A 24,312-nucleotide genomic window follows, 5' to 3' on the forward strand; every position below is an offset into this window, starting at 1 on the left:
GGTTGTTTAGCTGATCAGTTTAGGAAGGGGCCGACGGCGGTTCGGCCCCTTCTCATTTGTTCTTCGGCTCCCGTCGCCACCAGTGGCGCGTTTTGATCTGGGCGATGACTGAAGGGTCCGCGCCCGGCGGGACGATCACCTTGGCGAACTCGCCCGTCTCTGCAGAGATGAGGGCGTCGACATCGGGCCCGAGGTCATGCACATGCCATTGATCACTCATGCTGCCTCGGCCGCGTCGATTGCGATTTGGATCTTCGTCCAGTTCATGCGTTCCCGGACGGGGTCGACCACACCAAGAGGGTGGACCAACGCCCGCCACGGGCGGCCCCGGCGGCTTCGTACTGGGACGAACTGGCGGGGACCTCTGGGGGACCGCCAAACGGTGACTAGCTCTGCGGCCGGTTCGGCTTCGCATCGGGCGACGAGGGCCCGAAGTTCTTCGACCTGACGCAGCGCCGCCACGATTTCCGCGACCTGAGATGCAGCCGGGCTGTTCTCGCGGTCGGTGAATCGGAGGGCCTTCTCGCGGAGGGCGTTGACGTCATCTTGCGGGGACACGTCCACCTCCTGGGCGGGGGTGTACCAGGGCAGCCCTGGTATGGGACTTGCAGTGTTACCCAGGCGGCTGGTCCGTTCCACGGAGATGAACCCGCAATCCGTGAATGTGACCGTTCGTAACCTGTGGCCCATAATTCCAGGTCATACCGACCGGTGCCGTTTACGCGGTTTGCCGATCTTTGTTGCCGCCGTTCTCGTCGTGATTCCCGCCTTCTAGTGCGGCAAGACGATTCTTGAGCATCTCGATCTCTATTCGGGCCGCTTCAAGCAGGCGGTTTTGGGCATCGAGTGCCGCCCTCGTCGCAGGATCGGCGATGTCGTCTTGCGGCGAGGAAGAGGCCAGAGTGGGGGCGTCATTCCGCAGCACCGCAGTGCAACTACCCACGGTCCAGCCGAGAGCCCTGTCCAGGCTGATCAGCACCCGATCTCCGGGCGGGCTGGGCAATTTTCCGTTCTCCAACTTTGAGAGAACCCCCACCGAGGGCCCGCCGGCGGCGGCTATGCCCGGCTGGCTGAGGTTCAACTCGTGACGGCGCTGCCGCACCGCACTGCCGAGGCGCACCCAATCCTCGTGGGTGTACGACTCCGACATCACTCGGCTCCTGCCTGTCGCTCTTAGGCCAGAGTGCAGGGCCCCGACTCTAGGTCATTTCCCAGGTTTCCGCACGTCGAGGCATGCGCCAGCTAGTGTCAGCAACTAAAAGCTAGCGAAACCTTGCTCAAACTTGTTTTCGTGCGTACGGTTGCGCCATGGACGACGACAGGAAGCTGCTCTACAAGGCCGAAGAGGCGGCTCCCCTCCTGGGCGTGACCGTCTGGTTCCTCAAGAACGGGGCCCGCACGGGGACGCTCCCGCACTGCCGCCTCCCCGGCGAGAAGCGTCTGATCCGCTTCTCGCGACAGAACCTGGAGCAGATCGCGGCCGACGCCGCCGTGCCCGCACAGACGCAGGACGCGGCGTGACCGCCCCCCGCCGCCTGTGCCGAACCCCCGACGAGATCTTCCAGGCGGGCTGGGACGACGGCATGACCGATCCGCCCCTCACCCCCGAACAGCGGACCCGCATCGCGGCGCTGCTCGCCCCCCACGTTCGTGCGGCTATCGCGGCGTCCTCGCTCGCTGATCGCCCCGCCGCCTGAAAACAAGGCGGGCCCGGCCGGCTGTCACCCGGCAAGGCCCGCGAAACCCCCCAGCTCAACACTCGCTTAGCAGAAAGGCAGAGCCGGGAATGACTTCATCGTCTCACACTGTCCCCGACAGGTTCAGGGTCGTCATCGCCGACTGCGGCCCCGACGACGGCCCCATCGTCGGCATCACCGAGCCGACGCGCCAGCTCGGCCAGGTCCGCGACCAGCACGAGCGGTTCCTCCGGGAGTTCCCCCACTCGCTCATCGAGGTCGAGGCCGACGGCGAGTGGAAGACGGCCACCTCTGACGAGCTGACGCGTATCGCTGCGGCCACCGCCCTTTCCGTGGCGGCGTCGCTCGTGGCCAACGGCGAGCTTCCGCTCCTCAACTGGAGCCTCCACGTGGAGTACGACGGCACCGCCTCGCTCTCCACCCACGTCTACGGGAACCACGAGTCCACGTTCCGCGCCTTCGCCAACTTCCTCGACCTCGTCCAGAAGAGCGAGGATGGGCACTACGTGCGTCTGAACGGCAAGGTCGGCGGCGTCAAGGTCCGGCTCTCCGCGAGCAAGCCCCACACCGCTGAGGCGGCCGCCTGATGTCCGCCAATGAGATGCGCCGCCACATCGAGGGATGCCCTGACTGCCGCGCCGACCAGGCGCTCAGGTCCGACCGAATCGAGCTGGGCAAGGCCGCCAAGCTCCGCGACAAGGCCCTGATGCGCTTCTGGCTGCTGGCCATCCGCGCTCGCCTCGCCGACCTGCACGTCCCCGCTCCCGCCCGCGACCTAGCGAAGGCGGCGTGATGGAGACCATCCCCGCCAGCGTTGCCGACGCCGCCCGCGGCGCGGTCGAGGTCCTCCGTGAGCGCGGCCACTACCAGGGCGACTACTACGACCGTGAGTGGGTGGCGCAGGGCGCCGACCTCGACCACGTCCCGGTCGACGTGTGTGGCGCCATCAACCTGGCCAGCGGCCTCGACGTGGACGCCCCCTGGGACGACCACCCCCACCACGCGCTGGCCCGCGCGACCGGCGAGGCGCTCCGCGACTACGTGCCCATCGAGCCCGACCCGGCGCTCGACCTGCCGACGCTGATCGGCCACTGGAACGACGACTCCCGGCGCACCTGGGCGGACATCATCGCCGCCCTCGAAGGCGTGGCCGCAGCTCACGACAAGGGGGAGTCCCTCTGATGTCCCTGTTCACCGCGCACTGGGAGCGCCTGAGCGGTCCGATCGAGGACCTGACCACGCGCCTGCCCGGCCTGCGTAAGACGAAGCGCACCCCCGACTCCGTCGCGTCGTCCGCAGCGGACGCGGCGGTGGCCACCCCGGAGTTCCACGCCGACGGCTCCGGAACGGCCGGCGGGCACCCCGAGGGTTCCGTGACCCTCGCGGGTGCCCGCACCCCCCGTGAACGGCTCGTCGTGCTCGCCGAGGAGTGGGTGTGCGGGACGTTCGACGACGTCCATGAGGCCGAGCTGCGCGAGCTGATGCATGAGTCGATCAGTGCCAGTGACCTCTGGGGCATGTGGGCCTACGTCATCGACTCGATCCGGCGCGATGGCCCGTTCGACCTCGACAGCGCTCACGCCCAGTTCGCGATCGACAGGTTCCTGGAGGGCGGGGAATGACCGCCACGATCACGAGCCTGTTCACGACGGAGCAGCGGCTGGAGCGCCTGGCCGGGAACTGGCTGGACGACAACTGGACGGCCGACTGCGTGGCCGAACTCCACCGCCTCGCCGACGCCGACCTCGACGCCGCGCAGGTGGCCGAAAGGTTCGAGGCGTACGCCGACGCGATCTGGTTCCGCGACGCCGTCGAGTGCGGCGCCATCGGCTGGCGTGAGGTCGAGCCCGAGCTGACGTGCGACGACCGCCAGGACGCCGCCTACGACATCGCATGCGGCTGGGTGACGGCCGCCCGCCGGGCCCTGACGGGAGGCGACCGATGAGCGAGGCGTTCGCCATGTCGGCCGAGGAGCGGGATCGGCTTCTGGCTCAGCTTCATGACCTGCGGAAGCCGTTCCGCGAGGAGCAGATCGGGAAGCTCCCGCGCGTCACCTGCAAGGAGTGCGCCGACTTCCGGACGCACTGCCCGAAGCCGGACCACCAGAAGCGGCGCTGCCCGGAGTGCCAGGCGTGGGTGTCGCCGAAGCACATCCACATCGACTACGTCGGCCACGCCGACGTGGTCGAGCGGCTGCTGGAGACGGACCCGTTCTGGACGTGGGAGCCGTTCGCGCTCGACGAGGACGGGACGCCCAAGCTCGACACTGACGAGTTCGGCCGCCCCGTCGGGATGTGGATCAGGCTCACCGTGCTCGGTGTCACCCGTCCCGGCTACGGGTCCTGCCCGTCCAACCAGTCCGACGCGGTCAAGGTCCTGATCGGCGACGCCATCCGGAACGGCGCCCAGAGGTTCGGCGTGGCCCTGGCCCAGTGGCAGAAGGGCGACCGCTCCAACCCGGCCGCCGAAAACGTCGTCGCCGACGCCGGGCAGCGGGCGATGCCGCCGCAGCAGCGCGCCGCCGACGCGGCCGTCGTGGTCGACGAGAACTGGGTCGGCGTGTTCGAGAAGCGCCTGGCCGAGTCGACGCTCGACACCGTCCACCGGTTCCGGCAGGACGTGGTCGACGCGATGCGCCAGCGGACCATCAACTCGGTCACCGCCAACCGCCTCCTGGAGGCCGTAAAGGAGCGGGCCGACGCTCTGGACGAGCAGTCCCGGATCGGCCCGGACGGGCTGCCCCGCAACAAAGACGGCACGGTCGCCCGCTCGAAGGTCACCGACGAACAGCTCGCCGCCGCCGGCCACATGACCGGCCCGGAGAAGCGCGCCCACAACGCGCTCGTCAAGGAGGTCACCTCCAGTCCGCGCAAGGCCGACCGGCTGCGGGCCGTGCCGACAGGCGAGCCGTGGACGCAGCCGTCGGGGCCCGCGCCTGGAGGTGACGTGGCATGAGCGAGGCCGCGTACTCGCTGAACCAGTCCGGGTTCCAGTTCCGGAACCCGGGCGAGGTGCTCAGCCCATATGAGACCAACACCTACCTTCAACTGCTGACCAACGCGATCGGGCGGGCCCAGCTCGACCTCCGGAAGGCCCGGCGAGTCGAGGTGGACGCCGAGGAGGCGTACCACCGGGCGAAGGCGCCCTACCTGGACGATGCCCCCGAGGTCGGCAGCCATGTCAGCCAGAAGGCTCGCGACGCCTGGTTCGCCGATCGCGTCCCGGATCAGTTCTTGGCGCTGCGCAGGGCCTCTGCCGCGCGCAACGCCGCGTGGGACTTCCTGGAGGCACTCAAGGAGCAGGCCATGCTCATGGGCAGCCTCAACAAGACCGCGCTGGCCATCGAGACGATCACCACGCGGGCAGGTGGCGCATGAGGCGGAACAAGCCACTCCAGCCCGGCAAGCCGTTGGCCCGCCGCGCCCCGATGAAGCGCGGCAACACCGAGCTGAAGCGGGTTCCGCTCAAGTCGGTGAGCGACAAGCGCCGCGCGGAGAACCGCCGCCGGCGGGCCATGAAAGACGAGTTGTGGCCGGACGGAATTCGCCCTCGCTGCGTCGTGCCCTGGTGCGGCCGTCTGGCTGACGACCTGCATGAGCCGCTCACCAGGGCGCGCGGCGGGCCGATCGACGACCCGGACAACGCCGAGCCGTGCTGTCGCCAGCACAACGAGGAGCTCACCCGCGAACCGGCTTGGGGCTACGACCTCGACCTGCTCATCCACGAGTGGGACAAGCGGACGCTCACGCAGCAGGCGGCCGACCGGCGGGCCAAGCTCGCCGACTGGCCCGCCCGGACTCGGGGGGAGGCGGCGTGACGACGACATCGAAGGCCGATGCGCCCGCCCGCCGCGAAGAGTACCGGCGCCTCCGCGCCTCGGGCCTGACCATCGACCAGGCGGCTGACCGGCTCAAGGTGACCCGGCGGACCGCCGACCGCTACGAGCGCTGGCGGCGCGGCGGGCCCGGCACGTACAGGCCGGCCGGGTGGACGCGGGACCCGATCCTCGCCCACATGCGGCGCTATCCCCATCTGGTCTTCAGCGCGATCGACCTCGCCAGGGTGGTCGCGGGCAGCGACCGGGCGCGAGGCCAGGCCATCACCGGAATCACCCTGCTGCTCAACGAGGGCCTCATCGAGGTCGTCATGGAGCGCTCCGGCCAGCAACTGGTGCGCCGCTACTGCCTGGCCGCCGCCCAGCTCCGGCAGGCGGCGTGATGGCCTCCGACGTCCACGACATGCGCTTCTGCGACTGGGAGCGCGAAACCCTCCCGGTCGACCACGACTGCATCGGCAGCGGCTCCGAGATGCCGCCCCCCACGCCCACGACGGAGGTGCCCGTGACCCACATCGACGACCTTGGCGAGCCGACGACCCCCTACATGGAGGAGCCGGAGCCCGAGCCGCCGCTCGACCTCGACGAGATCGAGACCGCCTACGAGGAGGCCATGGGCAAGTCCATGGTGATCGCCCCGGCCACGCTGAAGGCCCTCGGCGCGGTCCCTGATCTGGTCGCCGAGCTGCGTGAGGCCCGCAGCCGCATCGGGGCGCTGTCCTTAATCGAGTCGGCCCAGTTCACGGTGACCCGCTCGCCCGAGGTGGTGCCGCACGCCGACTCCGATCTGGCCGACGCCGACACCGTCGAGGAGGCGCACGACGACGGCCGGGCTGTCTGGGTGCGGACCGTCTCCTACTCCGATTGGCAGCTCACCTCCGCCGAAGCCCCCTTCTGATCTGGAGTTCGTCATGACCTTGAGCACCGACACTCAGGTGTTCCCGACCGTCACCGCCTCCTACCGGGGTGAGGCCCCGGACGTGAAGCGGTGGACCCGCACCCACGTCGCCGAAGAGATCGCCGCCATCGGCAAGCGGGGCGACGACGAGGTCGCCGACCTCGACAAGCGCATCGCCGACCTGGTGGAACAGGCCTCCGAGCTGGAGACCCAGCGCGAGGCCGTGAAGGCGAAGCGCGAGGCCGACATCGCCTACTGGAACGCCTTCGTCGACCTGGTGGAGCGGACCGTTCCCGACCCGGCCAGCGATGAGGAGTTGGCCCGGATCGGCCGGCCCCCGTACGCGGACGCGCCGGACCTGTCGAAGGACCCCGACGCGCGGATCGCGCGGATCGCGGCGCTGCACGACGCCCAGGACGCCAGAGAGGAGACCGGACGGTGAGCTACCCGCACTACTCCAACGAATGCCACAGGCATCACGACCTGGTCAGGGACTTCCCGCCCCGCCACCTCCGCTTCTCGCGCCCCGGGGACATCCCGGCCCAGCGGCCCACCATCGTGGTGCTCTGCGGGTCGACCCGCTTCGGCGAAGCCTTCCGCGAGGCCAACCTCCGGCAGACCCTCGCTGGCCGGATCGTGCTGAGCATCGGCTGCGACATGCGCAGCGACGCCGAAATCTTCGGCGACATGTCCGCCGAGGACCTGGCCAAGGTGAAGGACCACCTCGACGACCTGCACAAGCGGAAGATCGACCTCGCTGACGAGGTCCTCGTGCTCAACGTCGGCGGCTACATCGGCGACTCGACCCGCAGCGAGATCGAGTACGCCGAGGCGCTCGGCCGGCCAATCCACTACCTGGAGCCGATCGAGGCGGAGGTGACCTCATGAGCGAGACCTACACCGACCCGGGCCACCCGGGCGTCTGGCCCGGCGGCGAAGACGAGGCCACGCGGGAGCTCTACGACCAGTACCTGCGGGACCACCCCATCCCCCAGCAGCCGGTGTTCTCGCGCGCCGCGATCCTCGCCCGAGGGGGTGGCCGTCGTGGGTGACCGCAGCTCCATCGAGTGGACCGAGGCCACCTGGAACCCGGTCACCGGCTGCACGAAGGTCAGTGCCGGATGCGACAACTGCTACGCCGAGGGGATCGCGCGCCGCTTCGCCGGGACGCCCGCCTACCCGAACGGCTTCGGCGTGACGCTCCGGCCCGAGCGGCTCCCACTGCCGCTCCGCTGGAAGAGGCCGCGCCGAATCTTCGTGAACAGCATGAGCGACCTGTTCCACGACGACGTGCCCGACGAGTTCATCACCCAGGTATTCGCGGTGATGGCCCAGGCCAGTCACCACACCTTCCAGATCCTGACCAAACGGCACGCGAGGATGCGGGCGTTCCTCAACGACTTCTGCCGATGCGGTAGCGGGCACGTTGCCGGTGTCCACCTCCGGTCCAACATGAGCTGGGCTGGGACGCCGCACAGCCCAACGTATGTGCCGGGAGTCGACGGGAATGCCGTCTACTTCGATCGGTCCTGGCCTCTCCCGAACGTGTGGGTTGGCGTCTCCGTCGAGGACCAGAAGCACGCCGAGCTGCGCATCCCAGCTCTGCTGGAGACGCCGGCCGCCGTCCGGTTCATCTCCGCTGAACCACTGCTGGGGCCGATCGATCTGCGTAACCTGCGAGCCCGCAACGGTGCGCTGATCGACGCGCTCGGCGGCGACGTGAAGACGAGCGACGGCCGCGACGTCTACTCCTGCTGCCCGAGCGTCCTGGACTGGGTCATCGTCGGCGGCGAGTCCGGCCGTCACGCGCGGCCCATGCACCCGAACTGGGCTCGCAGCCTCCGCGATCAGTGCGCGACCGCCAGTGCCTCCTTCCACTTCAAGCAGTGGGGCGAGTGGGGTCCCGCGCCGTGGTCCGTCCGGATCGCTGAGCCGAGCGGGGGCTGGAAGTCGGCCGATCCGGCGTGGCTCGCGGCCGAGAAGGCCAAGGCCGAGAAGCGCGGCGCAACTCACCACGTCTCCGAGGACGGACACCTCTACGAGCCGGACCACAAGACGTGGTCGCTGGAGCGCGACTCGCACGGCGACTACCCGGGCGCAGTCCGCCGCTGGGGCAAGAAAACTGCCGGGCGCGAGCTCGACGGCCGGACCTGGGATGAGTACCCGGATTTCTCCAAGGCGGTGGCCGCGTGAGCAGCATCCCCTCAGAGTCGCTGAAGACCGCCGTCGCGGGGCTGCGCACCGGGAACGCTCCGGCCCATCCGCAGGCCTTCGCCGCCAAGCTCGCCGACTGGCTGGAGATGACGAGCACGGTCCACTACCGGATCCTCGTCGCCGTCGCCGCCGGGCAGCGGAGCGATCCCGCGCTGAGCAGGCCGATGTCCGACCTCGGGCACGCACTCACCGTCGCCCGTACCTACCTCGGCGAGGAACAGCCCGGCCCGCGCCGCGGCGACGCCGTCGAGACGTGGCTGAAGGCCCGCCGCGACCAGGCGGCCGAGGCCGACCGCGACGCGATCGACGCCCTCCTGGACGCCTACCGGCTTCACGTCGACTACGGCGTGCCCCTCGGCGTTGAGCTGCCCGAGGAGGTGGCCGGCCGTGGATGAGATCTCCGTCCGCACGGTCCTCGCCTACATGGAGGACACCGGCAAGCTCGACGACTTCGTCGCGCTCCTGGCCATCGCGATCGTGGTCGGCGCGGCCGTCGGCGGCGGGCTGATGCTGCGGCTCGCCCGGAAGCAGAAGCGGGCCCGCGCGCTGATCCGCCGCCTCTCGACCGCCCACCCGATCGAGTCGGGCGGCCCGCCGCTCGACCTCGTCGAGCAGCACTTCCTCGACCAGCTCAAGCAGGACCTCTGGCCTCACGGCGAGTACCTGCGGAACCCCCGGAGGTTGGGTCGATGACCTTAACGATCATGGACTGGTTCTGTGCCGACACCGAGACCGAGATTTTGACCACGCGAGGCTGGCGTCGGTACGACGAGGTCGCCGTGGGAGACCTCGTCGCCAGCCTCAACATTGAGGACGGGCTCGCGCGCTGGGTGCCCATCCAGCGCATGAACCTCTTCGACCTGGTCGACGAGAAGATGCTCAAGGTCGAGGGCAAGGCAATCTCGGCGCTGACCACCGTCGGCCACCGCTGGCCCGTGCAGCAGCGCGTCGGCGCGACGGCCGCGCGCCGCCTCGAATGGCAGGTCCGGACCTCCGATCAGCTCACCTTGGAGTCCTCGGTGGTCCGGAGCGCCCCCTTCGAGCTCCCGGCCCAGCCCGTTTACGACGACGCGCTCGTTGAGCTCGTGGGATGGGCGTGGACCGAGGGCAGCTACCGCGCCAACGGCGGCATCCACCTGTCGCAGTCGCCTTCGGTAAACCCGCAGAAGTGCGAGCGGATCGAGCAGGTACTCACCGCGCTCTACGGGCCGCCTGTCGGGCGTGCTGGCCGTCGAGTCGGCCAGCCGGCCTGGAACGTTGCGGAGTATGGGGGAACCCGGTACTGGCGCCTCAACGCGGCCGCCGCGGCGCCGATCCTCGCGGCCGCCCCTGACCACGTGCTCGACCCTGGCTGGCTCCTCGCGCTCACCGCCGGGCAGCTCGACCTGCTGATCGAGGCGTCGATGCTGGCCGACGGGACGACCCGGGTGCGGAACGGTGCGCGGGATTCGTCGCTCTCACAGAATCGGCAGGACCGGGCCGAGGGATTCCAGTTCGCCGCGATCCTCGCCGGCCGGGCGACGTCGATTCACCGATGGGACATGCAGCACAAGGGCGCCGCCTACCCGATGTGGCGGGTGTCACTTCTGGAGCGGGTCACCGCGAAGCCGCTCCGCCAGGCCGTCGCCGAGTGGACAACCTACACCGGGATCGTCTGGTGCCCGACCGTCGAGTACGGCACGTGGCTGTGCCGCCGTAACGGCCTCGTGCACTGGACCGGAAACTGCGGCGCAGGCGGCAGCAGCCAGGGAGCCGACGCCGTGCCCGGCGTCACGGTGACCCGGGCCGCGAACCATTGGGACCGCGCGATCGAGTCCCACGCGGCCAACTTCCCCGACGTCGACCACTGGAAGGGCGACATTCGGGAAGCGCCCGTCGAGCGCTGGCCCGTCGCCGACCTCTTCTGGGCCAGCCCGGAGTGCCCGCAGTGGAGCGTCGCCCGCGGGAAGCGCCGCGACTTCGACAGCACGTTGCAGGACTCCATCTTCGACGTCGGGCCCGGCCCGGACGAGGAAGCGGAACGCTCCCGCGCGCTGATGGAAGAGGTCCCGATGTACCTGCGGGGCGTCCAGCAACGCGGCGGGCTGGTGCTCGCCGGCGTCGTCGAGAACGTGGTCGACGTCCGCGCCTGGGACCAGTGGGACCGCTGGGTGGGAGAGATCCGCAAGCTCGGCTACCGGACCCGGCTCATCGCGATGAACAGCATGCACGCCCTCTCGGCTCGCACCCCGCGGGCCCCGCAGTCCCGTGACCGCCTGTACGTCGCCTACTGGCACCGCAGCATCGGCCGCGACCCGGACTGGGACAAGTGGCTCCGCCCGGCCGCCTGGTGCTCGACCTGCGGGCAGTGGGTGTCGGCCCTCCAGTCCTTCAAGACCCTCGGCGCGGACATGGGCCGCTACCGGCAGCAGTACGTCTACCGGTGCCCCCGCACCTCCTGCCGCAACCAGGTCGTGGAGCCGTTCGCGCTCCCGGCCGCCGCCGCGATCGACTGGTCGCTGCCCGGCCAGCGCATCGGCGACCGGGCCAAGCCTCTCGCCGAGAAGACTATGGCCCGGATCGAGGCCGGTCTGAAAAAGTACGCCCGGCCCATCGTGGTTCCCGCTGGGGGAACGTGGCGCAATGACGCCGCGCCCGTGACCGAGCCCATGTCGACGCGCACCACGCGAGAGAACGACGGCGTCGCCGTGCCTCCGTTCATCACCGTCCATCGCGGCGGGGAAGGGGACATCCGGACCGGGGCCATCACCGAAGTTCTCCCCACCGCCACGGCCTCCGGCAACCACCTCGGCATTGCGGTCCCGCCGTTCCTCGTGCCGCTTCGCTCGGGCCGAAACCGCAGCCTGCGCGCCGACGTCGACCCGCTCGCCACGGTCGTCGCCGACGGCGGCAACCACGGCCTGGTCGTCCCGCCGCTGCTCGTGCCCGTGGAAGGACGCGAAGGCAAGGAGGCGGCCCCGGCCGACCAGCCGCTGCGCACGCAGACGGCCCGCAACGAGACGGGCCTGGCCTGGCTGCCTTTCGTCGCCGAACTGCGCGGCGGCGGCTCCGACGCCCGCTCGGTCGCTGAGGCCCTGGCCACCGTGACCGCCTCCGGCAATCACCACGGGCTGGTGACGCCGCCGCCGGGGTTCGTGATGCGCAACAACACCCCGCGCGGTGACGCCGGCCAGATGTCCACCCCGTTCCACGAGCCGCTCCGCGCGCTTACCACGGCTGGCCACCAGTCGGTCATCACCTGGGAGCACCTGCTCGTGCCGTACTTCGGCAAGGGCCAGGCCCGGTCCGTTGGCGAGCCGGTCGGCACGCTGACCACGCGCGACAAGTACGCGCTGGTCGGTGCCATGCCCGACATCGAGGACGTCCTGTTCCGGATGCTGGAGCCGCACGAGATCGGTGCCGCGATGGCCTTCGGCGAGGCGTACGTCGTCCTCGGCAACAAGCGGGAGCGCGTGAGGCAGTACGGCAACGCCGTCACGCCGCCCGTGGCCGAGGTCATCGTCTCCGCGCTCGTGGAGTGCATCACCGGGGAGGACTTGGAGCGGTTCCCGGGGGTGGCGGCATGACGCGCGCTCCGCACCCGCTCGTCACCGAGTTGGCCAAGCGGACCCGGGACAGGGATCTGACCGACAAGGCGGTCGCGAAGGTCCTCGAAGTCAGCGCCAAGTCGGTGTCCAACTGGCGGCACGGCAAGGCATCTCCGCCCATGGGGGCCCTGCTGGGGTGGTCCGCCTTGGTCGAAGCTGCGATGGAGGCCGTCGACCGTGACGGCCGGGTCGTTCTTCGCGACGACGAGTTGGTCGAGGATTTGCGCAGTCTTCGGCGCGCACGAGGCTGGTCGCAGGAGGAACTGGCCGAGCGTCGCCACGTCTCGAAGTCGTCCGTCATCTCGAAGATCGAGGCCGACGCCCGCGGTACGGCCCTGGCGACGTACCTGGCCCACATCGCCGTGCTTGACGTGCGGCTGCGGCTCGTGGCCAACCCGCCCAGTAAGCCCCATCCGATGGGCGGCCCGACGCTGTCCATGCCGAAGGGGGGCGCCTGCACGCGGACAGCCGTCGACATGATGCCGGCGGCCGGTGACGAGCAGGCCGAAGACGAGGCCCGCGAGGTGTGTCTCAACTGCACGGTGTTCGTCGCCTGCCTGTCCTGGGCCAGGACCGTCCCCGAACAGGACGATCCCGGCGGCGTCCTGGCCGCCATGACTCTGGCGGAACGGCAGCCCACAGGTATCCGCACTTGCTCCGTGTGCGAGAAGACCAAGCCGATGGCCGAGTACGCGTGGGCCGATGACAACCGCCGTGCCCGTCGAGCCGAATGCCGGGCATGTGTCCGGGTTCGGGCCCGTGCTCTCCAGATCGCCACCGTGAAGAAGAAGCGAGCTACCGAGCGTGCGGCAGCAGAGCAGGTGGCGGCATGAGCCTCATCGACTGGCGACGCCCCTGGTACCCCGGCGCCCTGATCCTTGGCGCGCTTCCCTTCGAGGGCCACCTCTACCCCGACTGCGAGGAACTCCTGGAGGTCCGCCCCGACCCTGTCGAGGGCGCGGGCTGGCTCGACCTTCGTGACCCCGCCTGCTGTTCGGGGTGCCTCTACCGGCACGACCCCAAACTCCACCGCGAGCTTCACCCCGATGAGTACGAGGACGCCGCATGAAGATCTCCGTAGACCCCAAGCTCCTCGCCGACGCCGTTGGCTGGGCCGCGCGCGTCGTGCCGGCCCGGCCCAACCTCCCCGTCCTCGGCGGCCTTCTGCTCGTGGCCGAGGGCGAACTGCTCACCATCAGCGCCTTCGACTACGACACGGCCGCCCGAGTGGAGATCCGCGCCGACGTGGCCGAGCCGGGCCGCGTCCTGGTCTCCGCCCGTCTGCTGGCCGAGGTCGCCAAGGGCCTGCCCGGACGGCAGTTCGCCGAGCTGACCCTGGATGGTGCCGAGGTCGTGCTGCGCTGCGGCACCTCCGAGTACGTCCTGGTCACCATGCCGGTCGACGACTTCCCGACGCTCCCCGACGCCCCGCCCGCCCTGGGTGAGGTGACCGGCGAGACATTCAAGGCCGCTCTACGGCAGGTCTGCCCGGCGGCCGATCCGTCCTCGGCGCAGGTCTACCAGACGGCCGTACAGATGCTCACGGACGACGGCCGCCTGCTGCTCACGGCGACCGACACCAAGCGGATCGCCCACCGGAAGGTGACCTGGCAGCCGACGCTGGAGGCGGCCGACATCGAGATGCTCGTGCCCGCCAAGGCGCTCGGCGACCTGGCCCGCGGCCTCGGCGCCGGACCCGTCCAGATCTGCGGTGACGACCGGCTGGCCGGCTTCACCTCGGCGGGACGGACCTTCACCACCCGCCTGCTGGCCGACCAGTTCCCGAACTGGCGCCGCGCTCGGCAGATGCTCCAGTCGCCCGTCACGGCCCTGGTGCCGGTGGAGGAGCTGGCCGAGGCGGTGAAGCGTGTGGTGGCTATCGGAGGCGCGGACACCCCCGTCCGGCTCGGGTTCGCCGACGACGCGGTCACCGTCCGGTCCGGGAACGACGGAGGGCGCGGCTCGGAGGTCGTCGCGTGCGCCCTTGAAGGCGGCCCTCTCGACCTGTCCTTCCTGCCGCAGGTCATCAGCGACGGGCTGGCCGCCATCGACGCCGACAACGCCTCGATCGGGATGCACGCGCCGGGCCGTGGCTCGCTGCTGGTGGGCGAGGGCGACGACGACTTCGAGTACATCGCGATGCCCTTGAGGGCGGCATGACCCGCCCGGCCGCGCAGAGCGGTGAGCACGTGCCCTCGCTGTTCGCCTCCGATGACGAAATTGCTGAGCTTCGCGAGCAGCTCAAGGCTGCCAGTGGGGACGCCATTCACGAGCGGGACATGAAGATGCGCCTGCTCAAGGAGCGGTCGACGTGGGAGAAGGCTGTCCGCGCGGCGGCCGCCCGGGAGGCGTGGCACCAGGTCGCCTTCAAGTTCGAGATCTACGTCATCCCCAAGCTGGTCCAGCCGTACCGGGAGCTGTGCGGGCGCATCGAGATGCTGCCCGACCGGCCCAAGCCCGACCAGGTGGAGCGCCTGAAGTGGGCTGCCAAGGATGTGGCCAAGCTCCTCAAGGAGAAGGCCGGCGAGGGCGAAAGGGGCCTCGCCGAGGTGTTCGGGGAGTTGGCCCGCCTGCGCGAGGCGGTCAGGGTCGAGGGCGCCAAGCTCCATGCGGTTCACGGGTCCACTGACCGTCACGGTTACTGCGAGTGCCCCGGGTGTGAGCTGATTCAGGCGGTCGAGAAGGGCGCTATCCGCGAAGCCCCCGAGTACACGGGAGACGACGCGCTGGAAGGTGCGGCATGACCGCGGTCGTGCCGGTCGTGCTCCGTGGCGACGCCCGCGCCCTCCCCCTCCTGGACTCCAGCGTTGACCTCATCGTCACCAGTCCGCCCTACTGGGGGCTGCGCTCCTATCAAGACGGCGGAGAGCACTACGCCGGGCAGATCGGAGATGAGTCCACTCCTGCTGAGTACGTCAGCAACCTGCTGCAGTGCACCGCCGAATGGATGCGGGTACTCAAACCGACCGGCTCGCTGTGGATCAACCTGGGGGATTCCTACTACAGCGGGAAGGGCGCGCCGGGGCGTACGACAGTCGACGCGAAGAACGAGGCGCGTACAGCGCGGAGGCTCGGCGGTAACCCCCTCGATGGGCCGTCCTTCGGGGTGGGGAGAAAGTCACTCGTCGGCCTCCCCTGGAGATACGCGCTCGGCTGCATCGACCAGCTCGGCCTGATTCTCCGCGCTGAGTTGATCTGGAGTAAGCCGAATGCGCTCCCGGAGAGCGTCACCGACCGAGTCCGCCGTTCGCATGAGCATTGGTTCCATCTGACCAAACTGCCGCGCTACTTCTCGGCGATCGACGAGATCCGGGAGCCGCACGTCCGTTCTTGGACGGCTGGCCGCAACGGGGGCTTGCGCCCAGCGACAGCTGGCACTGCAAGCCAGTACGACGGCCTCAACCAGAGCCAACCTCATGCGCTCGGCGCTCTGCCCGGCAGCGTCTGGGAGATCCCCACCGAGCCGCTCAAGGTTCCGGCCGAGCTTGGCGTTGACCACTTCGCAGCCTTCCCGACTGCCTGGCCACGTCGCATCATCCGCGGCTGGTCGCCGACCGGGATTTGCATCGAATGCGGAGAGGGTCGCCGGCCTGTGATGCATGTCCAGCGGACGCTGGACGGTGAGCCGAACAACGAGCTGGCGGCGTGGGCGGCACCGACCGCCCCGAAGCGCATGACATCGGATGGCATCGGCCACCGGCGCTTTGCGACGGACCGTCACCTACTCGGCTACTCGTGCGCCTGCCCTGATCAGAACGCGCCTACCCGACCCGCCGTCGTGCTCGACCCGTTCGGCGGTACCGGCACCACGGCGCTGGTCGCATCCATGCTCGGCCGCCGCGGCGTCACGGTCGACCGGTCTGCGGACTACTGCCGCATCGCCCAGTGGCGCACGACGGACCCGGGGGAGCGGGCGCGGGTGCTCGGACTGCCCAAGCCCAAGGCCACGCCCGACGTCCCGTCGCTGTTCGCCGAGGTTGAGGCGGAAGGGGGCGCGGCGTGAGCACCCCGAAGAGCCGTTCCTGGGTGCCCCTGGCCGATCTGGTGGCCCGCTGCACCCGCTGTGACCACCAGGGGGCCGTGCACACGAAGGGCGCCGACCGGTCCGGTTGGGCGATCTACTCGGCCACGTGGCGGAACGCGACGGGAGCATGCTCCGCGCCGGAGTGCCCGTGCCCGGAGCGAACCACCGACACCAACGTGCAGGCGCTGCCGCCTGTCGTCACCCCTGAGGTCCTTGCCACCCTGGCTCCCCTGCTCCTGGCCGAGGCCCGCACGTCGGGCCCGTGTGGACATGGGACGGGGCCGTGCGGGGCTCTCCCCACCCAGCTCTACCCCTGCGGCCCCCGGTGCGCTGGACACGCTCCTGGGGCCGCTCCGGCGGCACTGAGGGAGGCGGCATGACGGTTATCCACAGCGCTGTCCACAAGATCCGAGTTATCCACAGGTCGCACCGGATCGCCGCCCACAGTTCGAGATCCCGCGAGGCTCACGACGGGGCCGGCCGAATACCCGGCCCGCCCCGGTCCTGACCCTTCGAGCACCACCAGGAGCAGCCATGCCTCGCACGGAGGCGCGCATCTTCACCACCATCTGGGACGACCCGGACTATCTGAAACTGCCCCCGGGCCCGCAGCGCCTCTACCTGTTTCTGATTTCCCAGCCGGACCTGTCCTACTGCGGGCTCATCGCGCTCCGGGCTCGGCGGTGGGCGCAGAAGGCCCCCGGGCTGACGCCGGCTGACGTACTCGAAGACCTGCTGGTGCTCGCCGAGGGCGAGCGTCCGTTCGTCCTGGTCGACGAGGACACCGAAGAGGTCCTCGTCAGGTCGCTGGTGCGCCGCGACCGCGTCTACAAGCAGCCGAACGTCCTGAAGTCGGCCCGGGAGTCGGCCAGCCTGATCGAGTCGCCGATGCTTCGCGCCGCGCTCCGTGCCGAGCTTCAGCGCATCCCGCTGGCCGACGTCGGGTCCGACATCGCCCGCAGCGTGCTGACCGGGTTCCTGGGTGACCTGATGGAGGGTTCCCCTAACCCATCGGCCGACCCTTCCGACAACCCTCCGGCCAAGCCTTCCCGGAAGGGTTCCCGGAACCCTTCGCCGAACCCTTCCGGGAACCCTTCCCAGGGGAAAGGGGAAAAGTACGGTGAGCAAGAAAGCACTTCCCCTTCCCCCAGTTCCCCTTTCCCCGGAACCTCTTCGTCGGCGACTCCGTCGACCGACGGCGACGAATGCAGCGAAGAAGGGGCGGTCCAGAGCGACCTGAGCCCTGAGCTCGTCGCAGCTATCGATCGCGTCTGCGACCACCTGGCCAACCGGGTCGTCGACAACGGATCGAAGCCGCCCACGATCAGCAAGCGCTGGCGAGACGCCGCGCGACTGATGCTCACCGCAGACAAGCGGACCGAGGAGCAGATCCATCGGGCGATCGACTGGTGCCAGGACGACGAGTTCTGGCGCGGCAACATCCTGTCGCTGCCGACCCTTCGCGCGAAGTACGACCAGCTCCGGCTCCAGGCATCCAGGCCGTCGCGTGGCTCGCCCCGGCCCGCCGCACGCGGCGACTCCGGCCCCCACCTCCCTGCGCAGGACTACTCGAACGTGAGGCTCTGATGACCGACAACTTCGACGACTTCGACGACATGGACGCCGCCGAGGACGAGCGCCAGGCGCGGCTCGCCGACCAGCGTCTGGACGCCTGGACCGCTGCCACACCGCCGGTCTTCGCTGGCGAGTATCCCGTGCACTCGGCCGTGGCCCGCTGGATCGAGGGCCTGCTGAAGGGCGCGGGCACCAACCTGGTGCTCGTCGGCGGCACTGGCACGACGAAGACCTGGCACTGCTACCGCGCGATCCGGCTGGCGCTCGAAGCGGGCTGGCGGGGCGTCCCCCGGCTCCTGACCGCCGCCGAGTGGCAGAAGGCCATCACCCCGCCCCTCGACGCCGGCCTGCTCGACCGGCTGGCCACGGCGGGAGCTCTGGTCCTGGACGACGTCGGCGCCACCCGCCTGTGGGACCGGGACGGCGAACGGCTGCTTGGCATCATCGACGAGCGCTGGATGTACCGGCGGCCCACGTTGGTGACCACGAACGTGGCCGACCTGCGGGAGATGCTCGGCGAGCGGATCGCGTCCCGGCTGGCGGCCGACGCCGTGGTGGTCACCTTCGACGGACCGGACTTGCGCCGGGGGGCGGCGTGACCACGATCGAACTGGAGCACTGGGCCCCCACCGTCGAGGTCACCGCGGCGGAGATGGCCATCGCGGGCGCGGCGATTCAGTGGCGTCACCTCGCCGAGCAGGCCGCCGATCTGGTCCGGCCGGAGGACTTCTACACCAACGCGGGGGTCGTGTACGGCGCGGCCGTGCGGCTGGCCGAGGACGGCAAGCCGGTCGATCCGGCGGCCGTCCTCAGGCAACTGGCGGCGACCGGCGATCTCGCCCGCGTCGGTGGCGTGTATGTGGCCTCGCTGATCGGCCACGCCTGCGGTGCGGGCTCGATCGGCTACCACGCGGGAACCATCGCGGTCGACGCGATGCGGCGGCGGCTCAATGTAGCCAGCGAGCAGATTCGCAACCTCACCGTGCCGGGCCAGTTCGACCCCTCCCACGTCGACCACGCCCGCAAGCTCCTGGAGGAGGCGACCCGCGCCCACATAGGCGGCGCCACTGCACCGACGGTGGGCGAGCTGCTCGACGATGTCCTGGACGGCCTGGAGCGCGGCACCGACCAAGCCGACCGGGTGCTCACGGGCTACGCCGACCTCGACTCGATGGTCACCATCCGGCCCGGCCAGCTCATCATCGTGGCCGCCCGGCCGGGCGTCGGAAAGTCCGTGATGGGCATCGACATCCTGCGCAAGCTCTGCGTGCGCCGCCGCCAGCCCGGCCTGTACGTCTCGCTGGAGATGTCCCACGCCGACGTCGTCCACCGCCTCCTCGCAGCCGAGGCCCGGGTCAGCCTCAACCGGTTCCAGAACCGGACGCTCGAAGACGACGACTGGGCGAGGATCGGCCAGGTCCGGGACCGGATCCTGGATGCGCCGCTCGTCATCGACGACGCACCTGAGGCCGGCCTGTCGCACATCCGCTCCCGGCTGCGCGGCATGCAACGCACCACTGGATGCGATCTCGTCGTCGTCGACTACCTGCAGCTCATGAAGCCCGGCAGCGGCGGCCGAAAGTACGAGAGCCGACAACTTGAGGTCGCCGAGTTCGCTCGCGGTCTCAAGCTGATCGCCCGGGAGTTCAATGTGCCGCTCATCGCTGCCGCCCAGCTCAACCGCGGGCCCGAGTCGCGGGCCGATAAGCGGCCGGCCATGTCGGACCTGCGGGAGTCGGGGGCGATCGAGGCCGACGCCGACATCGTGATGCTCCTGCACCGCCCTGACATGTACGAGCCGGAGGGGGAGCGCGCGGGCGAAATCGACGTGATCGTCGACAAGCAGCGGCAGGGCCCCCGTGGCACGGTGCCGCTCGGCTTCCAAGGCCACTACGGCAGGATCACCGACCTGACCAAGCGGTGGACGCCGACGCCGGCAGGTGCCCGATGAGTGACGACCTGACTGCCGCGATCGAGCGGCGCGACCTCGACGCCGTGGTGACCGTGCTCTCCGGCCGCTTCGCCTTCCCCGCCGACGGCAAGCTGGTCCGTGACCTGATCCCGGACGTCATCCGTGCGTCCGGCGTGGAGCCGCTGATCCGCGAGGCGCACCGCGACGAACTGCCGGGCCTGCTGCGGGCGAAGCTCGAAGAGGAGCTCGCCGAGGCCCTCTGCAGTGGCCACCCCGAAGATCCCGAGGAATTCGCCGACCTGCTGGAAGTCCTGTACGCGCTGGCCGCGCTGCAGGGTCTGACCCCCTTCGACCTGGAGTCGATCCGGGAGCGGAAGGCGGCAGAGCGGGGTGGCTTCGAGAAGTGCCTCGTCTGGCTGGGCAATCGGGCTGGTGATGCGGCATGAACACCGGCCAGCTACTCGACCTCCTGGTCGCCCACTACGGCCAGCCAGACGGCAGGCCACAGGCGGGCGAGGTGCTGCTGACCGAGGTGCAGGCGCCGGGCAGCACCCGCCGGGCCGACCTGGTCAGGGTCGGGCTGTGGCCGTCGCGCGGCTACGCGATCGACGTGCACGAGCTGAAGACGTCGAAGGCCGACTGGCGCCGGGAACTTGACGACCCAGCCAAGGCGGACGCCTGGTGGCGGTACAGCTCCCGCTTCTGGATCGTCGCTCCGCCCCTGGTAGTCGACCCGGCTGAGGTTCCAGACGGCTGGGGGCTGATGGAGGCGCCGCGTTCGGGCCGCCGTTTCAAGGTCGTCATCAAGCCGGAGGCTCGGAAGCCTGAGCTCTCGCTGGAACTGGTGATCCGGCTGGTCGCGCGGAACAACGCGATCCGGGACGCGGACATGCAGCGCCTCCGCGATGAGCAGCGGAACGAGATCTACCGCCAGGTGGAAGCTGCCAAGGCGAAGTGGTCGCGGGCGAGCATCGACTACCCGACCCAGCGCCGCCTTGACCTTCTGGCGCGGGTCGAAGAGGCGCTCGGGGTGACGCTAACCGAGTGGTCTTCTGACCGGAGTCTGGACCGGCTGACCGCCAAGGAACTGGGGGAGGCGCTGCGGGACTACACCCGTGACCACGCCGTGCTCAGCCGAGCCCGCAAGGAGGCGGCCGAGGCTACTGGGCGGCTGAGACTGGCGGCCGACTACATCCGCAACCTGCTCGGACCCGCTGCATGATCCGCCACCTGCTGCACACCCGCCGCGACCGCTGGAAGACCACGGACGTGTTCGGCCACACCATCCGCCAGCGCTGCACGCGCTGCCCCGAGACCCGAGTGAGGTTCCTGTGAGCACCAGCCCGATCGACCCCACCCTGTGGGACCGGTGGATGACCGTCGCCGAGGTGGCGGCCCTGCTCCGCCTGTCCAAGATGACCGTCTACCGGATGGCCTACAGCGGCGACCTCGCGGCGGTACGCGTCGGCCGGTCCATCCGCATCCCCGAGGACGCCGTCCTGAAGCTGATCGCCGACGGTCTCGCGGACATGCGGCAGGCACGCCTCGCCGCCATCGACCTCGTCCGCGAGCTGGTCGACCCGTCCGAGTGCGCGCCCGACGCCGACGGCCACTGCCCTCAGCACGGTTGGGCCGGCGACGGTCCGTGCCCGCAGGCCCGCGCCCGGGATCTGCTGGCCGAGGTCGACGGGCAGGCGGCGTGATGGAGATCCCTGCCGAAGCCGTGCAGGCGGCGATCGACGCCTTCCCGGCCAACCCGAACGTCATGCTCGACGAGCGCCTGCGTCTGGCTCTCCAGGCTGCGGCACCACACCTGGCCGAACGCGCCGCACGGGCTATCGAAGCGGAGATGTCGTCAGGCCCTCGGGTTGTCGCCGTGATCAGAGGGAGCGCAGCCCACGCCCGACGTGAGGGGTTCGCTCAGGCGGCGGAGATCGTTCGGGCCGTGGCCACGCCCGGATACGACGGTCAGTTCGAGAACCTCGCCAGCGCGCCCTCAGAGCCACCTCTCGCGTCCAAACAGGCCGCCGAGCGTGAGATCCGGTCATCGGGTCATCCTGGATGCTCTGAGAGCCGCTCAGCGACGGCGGTAGAACTCATCGCCGCAGAGCGGGACCGCCAGATCCGGCGTGAAGGCTGGACGGTCGAACACGACGACCAGCACACCCGAGGGCAACTCGCTGGTGCCGGCGCCGCCTACGCGGTCGCTGCCGCCCGGATGTCCGGCGCGTCCATCTGGTCGGCGTGGGCCGAAGAGGTGTGGCCGTGGTCGGACAAGGCGTACAAGCCGACGCCTGGCGACCCGATCCGGACGCTGGTCAAGGCGGGCGCGCTGATCGTCGCCGAGATCGAGCGACTCCAGCGCGACGAGGCCAGCCGTGAGTGACCCGTTCCGGGTGCCATCACCGCCAGCCGGTCCATCACCGACCGCGCCTACGTCCGGGCCGGCCTCCTCGACGTGTGGCACGACGCCACAGCACTCGGGCGGCCGGTCACCTGGGTCCACGGGGACTGCCCCCGAGGGGGAGACCGCATCGCCCACGAGCTGCTCATCGCCCTCGGCTTCACCCCCGAGCGGCACCCTGCCGACTGGGACGTCTGCCGAGGCCCGAAATGCAAGCCGTCCCACCGGCGACCCAACAAGTCGGGCGGCACGTACTGCCCGGCGGCCGGGCTGATCCGCGACGCTCACATGGTCACCCTCGGCGCTGACCTGTGCCTGGCGATGGTCGAGCCCTGCGCCGACCTCCGATGCCGAAGGCCTCGCCCGCACGGCTCGCATGGCGCTTCGGAAACCGCCCGGATGGCCCGGTCCGCAGGGATCGAAGTGCTGTCGTGGTGGCGCACTGACTGTGCCCCGAATTTCGACCACTCAGTGTCGGTGCCAGGCGATTCGTAGACCCTGCCCCTAGACACAAGGGTGACCTGTCGCCCGGCGAGCCGCTTCCCGGCGATTGCCAAAGTTCGAACCGTGAACCCATCAAACTCATTGGTGGTCGGCTCCGAAGGAACTGATGTAAGGGAAACATCGGCCCAAAGGAGGCGCCATGTTAGAGCCGCCGGATGACTCAGGCGATTACCGCCTGAGGATCATTTCGGCCATCGCCTTGGCGGTGCGGGATGTCCTGGATAGCACCCCCCGCACCGCCCGGCTTGGGTTCCTGATCTTCGCGGTCATCGTTGCGACAGCACTCGCGACGAAGATCCTCTGATCAGGAGTAACAACTCTTTGCTCAAAGGTCCTTCGTGACCTTCCCCCGCCCGGATTGGGTGAGTCCTCGAAAAATTCGGGCGGGGGTCTCGCCCTCAAGCCGGTCGCTGTTCATCCATGCTGAGCCGGACGGCATCAATTGGATTGACCTGACGACGGCGGGGCAACCCGTGCCGATTGTGTAGCGGGCACTCCTCCAGGATGGCTCGGCGTTCCTCCCTGGCAGCCGCGGCGCGGTTCGGTCGCCAGTCGATCGTGTGACGCACGGCCCGCGGCCACCAGTTCTTGTGCACGTGGAACTTGAAGCGCCACGTCGGATTGTGGGTCATGCCTACGTAGAGCAGACGGCCGGCCGAGTCATAGAAGCGGTAGACGGCCGTCGGCGCGTTGGGGTCGTGGTGGCGGATCGCGCCGTTGGCTCGGTACTGGGCTAACACTTCTGGGCTGGGCCATTGGGGGCTTCTGAAGCGCTCAGCCGGCATCGGTGTCCCAGCCTTCCGCGAGGGTGCGGTTGTGGTCCCTGGCCCATTTGCGGACGTCGTTGGCCCGCCAGATGGCGCCCATCTTGAGCCGGACGACGGGTTCGGGGAAGTCATCGGAGCTGGTCAACTGGCTGACTCGCTGGCGGCTGAGGCCCCCGAGCATGAGGCCGATCTCGGCGGCCCCCACGATCTGATCCACGGCGAGAAGCATAGTCAGAAGCCTACTAGGCACTTGCCTATTAGTCACGTGCCTATTAGACTAGGCATGTGCCTAGTAGGAGGTTGGCTATGTACGAGATCGGCACCCAGGTCCGCTACCACGGCTCTATCTCATGGCTCAACGGTGAGGTATTCACCGTCGCCCGCCACTGCTGCGACGGCACCCGCCACGTCCTTGCCGACGCCATGACGCTCCGCCACGTTCGGTCGGGGAGCATCACGCCCATCTCTGAGGGCGACCCGATCGACCAGCTTGAGGCGGCGATCGAGTCCCAGAGGCCGGTGATGATCACCTACGTTGCCGGGAACGGCGACTGGACCACCCGCGTGATCGAGCCCCACGCCATCACCTACTCCGACGCCGGACACGCGAGCGTCCGCGCCTACGACCGGTTGCGTTCCGCTCAGCGCGCCTTCCGCGTCGACCGGATCGAGTCGCTGACCGTCCTCCCCGACGCCTTCCGTCACAACCCCAACGATGACGCCCGCGAGCGCGCCGCCCTCGACCGCATCCGCGCCGAGATCGCCGACATGGACGAGTCCAGCTACCACGGCAACAACGCCATGCGCTGGACGCCAAATTGCCCTGTCCTCTTGTGATTTCCACGCCTTCGACAGCGTCCCCCGTCCGGGCGGCATCCGGCCGCCCGGACTGATT

At 69.6% G+C, this 24,312-nt stretch carries 37 protein-coding genes and 1 pseudogene; 34 read left to right on the forward strand and 4 right to left on the reverse strand.

Annotated features, from left to right (window positions below; translation table 11 throughout):
* Positions 1-52 precede the first annotated feature (52 nt).
* Together GT755_RS12135 and GT755_RS12140 are read right to left on the reverse strand one after the other, a co-directional pair.
* Positions 53-220 carry a hypothetical protein gene (locus tag GT755_RS12135; protein WP_161479807.1) on the reverse strand — a complete coding sequence of 56 codons (168 nt, stop codon included), beginning with the start codon at positions 218-220 and terminating at the stop codon, positions 53-55.
* A gap of 498 nt (positions 221-718) precedes the next feature.
* Entirely contained in the window at positions 719-1,150 is a 432-nt protein-coding gene (locus tag GT755_RS12140; protein WP_161479808.1) for a helix-turn-helix domain-containing protein, read from the reverse strand.
* 158 nt (positions 1,151-1,308) lie between these two features.
* Here GT755_RS12140 and GT755_RS12145 point away from each other — a divergent pair, with 158 nt between their 5' ends.
* The 33 genes and pseudogenes from GT755_RS12145 to GT755_RS12305 all read left to right on the forward strand — a co-directional run bounded on the left by GT755_RS12145 (position 1,309) and on the right by GT755_RS12305 (position 22,954).
* A complete protein-coding gene (locus GT755_RS12145) occupies positions 1,309-1,521 on the forward strand; it encodes a MerR family transcriptional regulator (protein ID WP_161479809.1) in 213 nt (70 codons plus the stop codon).
* Entirely contained in the window at positions 1,518-1,697 is a 180-nt protein-coding gene (locus GT755_RS12150) for a hypothetical protein (protein WP_161479810.1), read from the forward strand. Before GT755_RS12145 ends, GT755_RS12150 begins: the two co-directional genes overlap by 4 nt.
* Positions 1,698-1,786: 89 nt before the next feature.
* Positions 1,787-2,284, forward strand: coding sequence for a hypothetical protein (locus GT755_RS12155; protein ID WP_161479811.1), 498 nt, complete (start codon positions 1,787-1,789; stop codon positions 2,282-2,284).
* On the forward strand, positions 2,284-2,490 hold the full coding sequence (locus tag GT755_RS12160) for a hypothetical protein (RefSeq protein WP_161479812.1): 207 nt from the start codon (positions 2,284-2,286) through the stop codon (positions 2,488-2,490). Before GT755_RS12155 ends, GT755_RS12160 begins: the two co-directional genes overlap by 1 nt.
* Entirely contained in the window at positions 2,490-2,879 is a 390-nt protein-coding gene (locus GT755_RS12165; RefSeq protein WP_161479813.1) for a DUF6197 family protein, read from the forward strand. The genes GT755_RS12160 and GT755_RS12165 overlap by 1 nt, the downstream gene beginning before the upstream one ends.
* Entirely contained in the window at positions 2,879-3,319 is a 441-nt protein-coding gene (locus tag GT755_RS12170; protein WP_161479814.1) for a hypothetical protein, read from the forward strand. The genes GT755_RS12165 and GT755_RS12170 overlap by 1 nt, the downstream gene beginning before the upstream one ends.
* On the forward strand, positions 3,316-3,642 hold the full coding sequence (locus tag GT755_RS12175) for a hypothetical protein (RefSeq protein ID WP_161479815.1): 327 nt from the start codon (positions 3,316-3,318) through the stop codon (positions 3,640-3,642). The genes GT755_RS12170 and GT755_RS12175 overlap by 4 nt, the downstream gene beginning before the upstream one ends.
* Entirely contained in the window at positions 3,639-4,652 is a 1,014-nt protein-coding gene (locus GT755_RS12180) for a hypothetical protein (RefSeq protein WP_161479816.1), read from the forward strand. The genes GT755_RS12175 and GT755_RS12180 overlap by 4 nt, the downstream gene beginning before the upstream one ends.
* Positions 4,649-5,074 carry a hypothetical protein gene (locus GT755_RS12185; protein WP_161479817.1) on the forward strand — a complete coding sequence of 142 codons (426 nt, stop codon included), beginning with the start codon at positions 4,649-4,651 and terminating at the stop codon, positions 5,072-5,074. Before GT755_RS12180 ends, GT755_RS12185 begins: the two co-directional genes overlap by 4 nt.
* Complete coding sequence (locus tag GT755_RS12190; protein ID WP_161479818.1) at positions 5,071-5,514, forward strand: hypothetical protein; 444 nt, start codon at positions 5,071-5,073, stop codon at positions 5,512-5,514. Before GT755_RS12185 ends, GT755_RS12190 begins: the two co-directional genes overlap by 4 nt.
* Positions 5,511-5,915 carry a hypothetical protein gene (locus GT755_RS12195; RefSeq protein WP_161479819.1) on the forward strand — a complete coding sequence of 135 codons (405 nt, stop codon included), beginning with the start codon at positions 5,511-5,513 and terminating at the stop codon, positions 5,913-5,915. The genes GT755_RS12190 and GT755_RS12195 overlap by 4 nt, the downstream gene beginning before the upstream one ends.
* Positions 5,915-6,430, forward strand: a complete 516-nt coding sequence (locus GT755_RS12200) for a hypothetical protein (protein ID WP_161479820.1) — start codon at positions 5,915-5,917, stop codon at positions 6,428-6,430. Before GT755_RS12195 ends, GT755_RS12200 begins: the two co-directional genes overlap by 1 nt.
* 13 nt (positions 6,431-6,443) lie before the next feature.
* A complete protein-coding gene (locus GT755_RS12205) occupies positions 6,444-6,872 on the forward strand; it encodes a hypothetical protein (RefSeq protein ID WP_161479821.1) in 429 nt (142 codons plus the stop codon).
* Entirely contained in the window at positions 6,869-7,318 is a 450-nt protein-coding gene (locus tag GT755_RS12210) for a hypothetical protein (RefSeq protein WP_202609907.1), read from the forward strand. Before GT755_RS12205 ends, GT755_RS12210 begins: the two co-directional genes overlap by 4 nt.
* Positions 7,315-7,482, forward strand: coding sequence for a hypothetical protein (locus GT755_RS12215; protein ID WP_161479822.1), 168 nt, complete (start codon positions 7,315-7,317; stop codon positions 7,480-7,482). Before GT755_RS12210 ends, GT755_RS12215 begins: the two co-directional genes overlap by 4 nt.
* Positions 7,475-8,623, forward strand: coding sequence for a DUF5131 family protein (locus tag GT755_RS12220; protein ID WP_161479823.1), 1,149 nt, complete (start codon positions 7,475-7,477; stop codon positions 8,621-8,623). Before GT755_RS12215 ends, GT755_RS12220 begins: the two co-directional genes overlap by 8 nt.
* Positions 8,620-9,039 carry a hypothetical protein gene (locus GT755_RS12225; RefSeq protein ID WP_161479824.1) on the forward strand — a complete coding sequence of 140 codons (420 nt, stop codon included), beginning with the start codon at positions 8,620-8,622 and terminating at the stop codon, positions 9,037-9,039. Before GT755_RS12220 ends, GT755_RS12225 begins: the two co-directional genes overlap by 4 nt.
* A complete protein-coding gene (locus GT755_RS12230; protein ID WP_161479825.1) occupies positions 9,032-9,337 on the forward strand; it encodes a hypothetical protein in 306 nt (101 codons plus the stop codon). Before GT755_RS12225 ends, GT755_RS12230 begins: the two co-directional genes overlap by 8 nt.
* Positions 9,334-12,210, forward strand: coding sequence for a DNA cytosine methyltransferase (locus GT755_RS12235; protein WP_202609908.1), 2,877 nt, complete (start codon positions 9,334-9,336; stop codon positions 12,208-12,210). The genes GT755_RS12230 and GT755_RS12235 overlap by 4 nt, the downstream gene beginning before the upstream one ends.
* Positions 12,207-13,064, forward strand: a complete 858-nt coding sequence (locus GT755_RS12240) for a helix-turn-helix domain-containing protein (RefSeq protein ID WP_161479826.1) — start codon at positions 12,207-12,209, stop codon at positions 13,062-13,064. Before GT755_RS12235 ends, GT755_RS12240 begins: the two co-directional genes overlap by 4 nt.
* The gene (locus GT755_RS12245) at positions 13,061-13,300 is read left to right on the forward strand and encodes a hypothetical protein (RefSeq protein WP_161479827.1); all 240 of its coding nucleotides are present in this window, start codon (positions 13,061-13,063) and stop codon (positions 13,298-13,300) included. The genes GT755_RS12240 and GT755_RS12245 overlap by 4 nt, the downstream gene beginning before the upstream one ends.
* On the forward strand, positions 13,297-14,391 hold the full coding sequence (gene dnaN, locus GT755_RS12250; protein ID WP_161479828.1) for a DNA polymerase III subunit beta: 1,095 nt from the start codon (positions 13,297-13,299) through the stop codon (positions 14,389-14,391). Before GT755_RS12245 ends, dnaN begins: the two co-directional genes overlap by 4 nt.
* On the forward strand, positions 14,388-14,975 hold the full coding sequence (locus GT755_RS12255) for a hypothetical protein (protein WP_161479829.1): 588 nt from the start codon (positions 14,388-14,390) through the stop codon (positions 14,973-14,975). The genes dnaN and GT755_RS12255 overlap by 4 nt, the downstream gene beginning before the upstream one ends.
* Complete coding sequence (locus GT755_RS12260) at positions 14,972-16,234, forward strand: DNA-methyltransferase (RefSeq protein WP_161479830.1); 1,263 nt, start codon at positions 14,972-14,974, stop codon at positions 16,232-16,234. Before GT755_RS12255 ends, GT755_RS12260 begins: the two co-directional genes overlap by 4 nt.
* Positions 16,231-16,635: a hypothetical protein gene (locus tag GT755_RS12265; protein ID WP_161479831.1), complete on the forward strand. Its 405-nt coding sequence runs from the start codon at positions 16,231-16,233 to the stop codon at positions 16,633-16,635. The genes GT755_RS12260 and GT755_RS12265 overlap by 4 nt, the downstream gene beginning before the upstream one ends.
* Positions 16,636-16,789: 154 nt before the next feature.
* Entirely contained in the window at positions 16,790-17,842 is a 1,053-nt protein-coding gene (locus GT755_RS12270) for a hypothetical protein (RefSeq protein ID WP_161479832.1), read from the forward strand.
* Positions 17,842-18,429, forward strand: coding sequence for a P-loop NTPase family protein (locus GT755_RS12275; protein WP_161479833.1), 588 nt, complete (start codon positions 17,842-17,844; stop codon positions 18,427-18,429). Before GT755_RS12270 ends, GT755_RS12275 begins: the two co-directional genes overlap by 1 nt.
* A complete protein-coding gene (locus GT755_RS12280; RefSeq protein WP_161479834.1) occupies positions 18,426-19,781 on the forward strand; it encodes a replicative DNA helicase in 1,356 nt (451 codons plus the stop codon). Before GT755_RS12275 ends, GT755_RS12280 begins: the two co-directional genes overlap by 4 nt.
* Positions 19,778-20,188 carry a nucleoside triphosphate pyrophosphohydrolase gene (locus GT755_RS12285; protein ID WP_202609909.1) on the forward strand — a complete coding sequence of 137 codons (411 nt, stop codon included), beginning with the start codon at positions 19,778-19,780 and terminating at the stop codon, positions 20,186-20,188. The genes GT755_RS12280 and GT755_RS12285 overlap by 4 nt, the downstream gene beginning before the upstream one ends.
* Positions 20,185-20,964, forward strand: a complete 780-nt coding sequence (locus tag GT755_RS12290) for a hypothetical protein (RefSeq protein WP_161479835.1) — start codon at positions 20,185-20,187, stop codon at positions 20,962-20,964. The genes GT755_RS12285 and GT755_RS12290 overlap by 4 nt, the downstream gene beginning before the upstream one ends.
* Before the next feature lie 151 nt (positions 20,965-21,115).
* Positions 21,116-21,259: pseudogene (locus GT755_RS39485) on the forward strand (helix-turn-helix domain-containing protein); the annotation flags it as partial.
* Positions 21,260-21,444: 185 nt separating this feature from the next.
* Positions 21,445-22,128 (forward strand): hypothetical protein, encoded by a 684-nt coding sequence (locus GT755_RS38560; protein WP_202609910.1) that lies wholly within the window; start codon positions 21,445-21,447, stop codon positions 22,126-22,128.
* Between the two features lie 661 nt (positions 22,129-22,789).
* Positions 22,790-22,954 (forward strand): hypothetical protein, encoded by a 165-nt coding sequence (locus tag GT755_RS12305; RefSeq protein WP_161479836.1) that lies wholly within the window; start codon positions 22,790-22,792, stop codon positions 22,952-22,954.
* Positions 22,955-23,048: 94 nt separating this feature from the next.
* Here GT755_RS12305 and GT755_RS12310 read toward each other — a convergent pair whose 3' ends face one another.
* Together GT755_RS12310 and GT755_RS12315 are read right to left on the reverse strand one after the other, a co-directional pair.
* Complete coding sequence (locus GT755_RS12310) at positions 23,049-23,435, reverse strand: GIY-YIG nuclease family protein (RefSeq protein ID WP_161479837.1); 387 nt, start codon at positions 23,433-23,435, stop codon at positions 23,049-23,051.
* A complete protein-coding gene (locus GT755_RS12315) occupies positions 23,425-23,634 on the reverse strand; it encodes a DNA-binding protein (RefSeq protein ID WP_202609911.1) in 210 nt (69 codons plus the stop codon). The genes GT755_RS12310 and GT755_RS12315 overlap by 11 nt, the downstream gene beginning before the upstream one ends.
* 89 nt (positions 23,635-23,723) lie before the next feature.
* On the opposite strand from GT755_RS12315, the gene GT755_RS12320 reads away from it, so the two are divergent.
* On the forward strand, positions 23,724-24,254 hold the full coding sequence (locus GT755_RS12320) for a helix-turn-helix transcriptional regulator (protein WP_161479838.1): 531 nt from the start codon (positions 23,724-23,726) through the stop codon (positions 24,252-24,254).
* The last annotated feature ends 58 nt before the right edge of the window (positions 24,255-24,312 follow it).

Origin of the sequence: Herbidospora solisilvae, from assembly GCF_009901565.1 — a bacterium.
GTDB lineage: Bacteria > Actinomycetota > Actinomycetes > Streptosporangiales > Streptosporangiaceae > Herbidospora > Herbidospora solisilvae.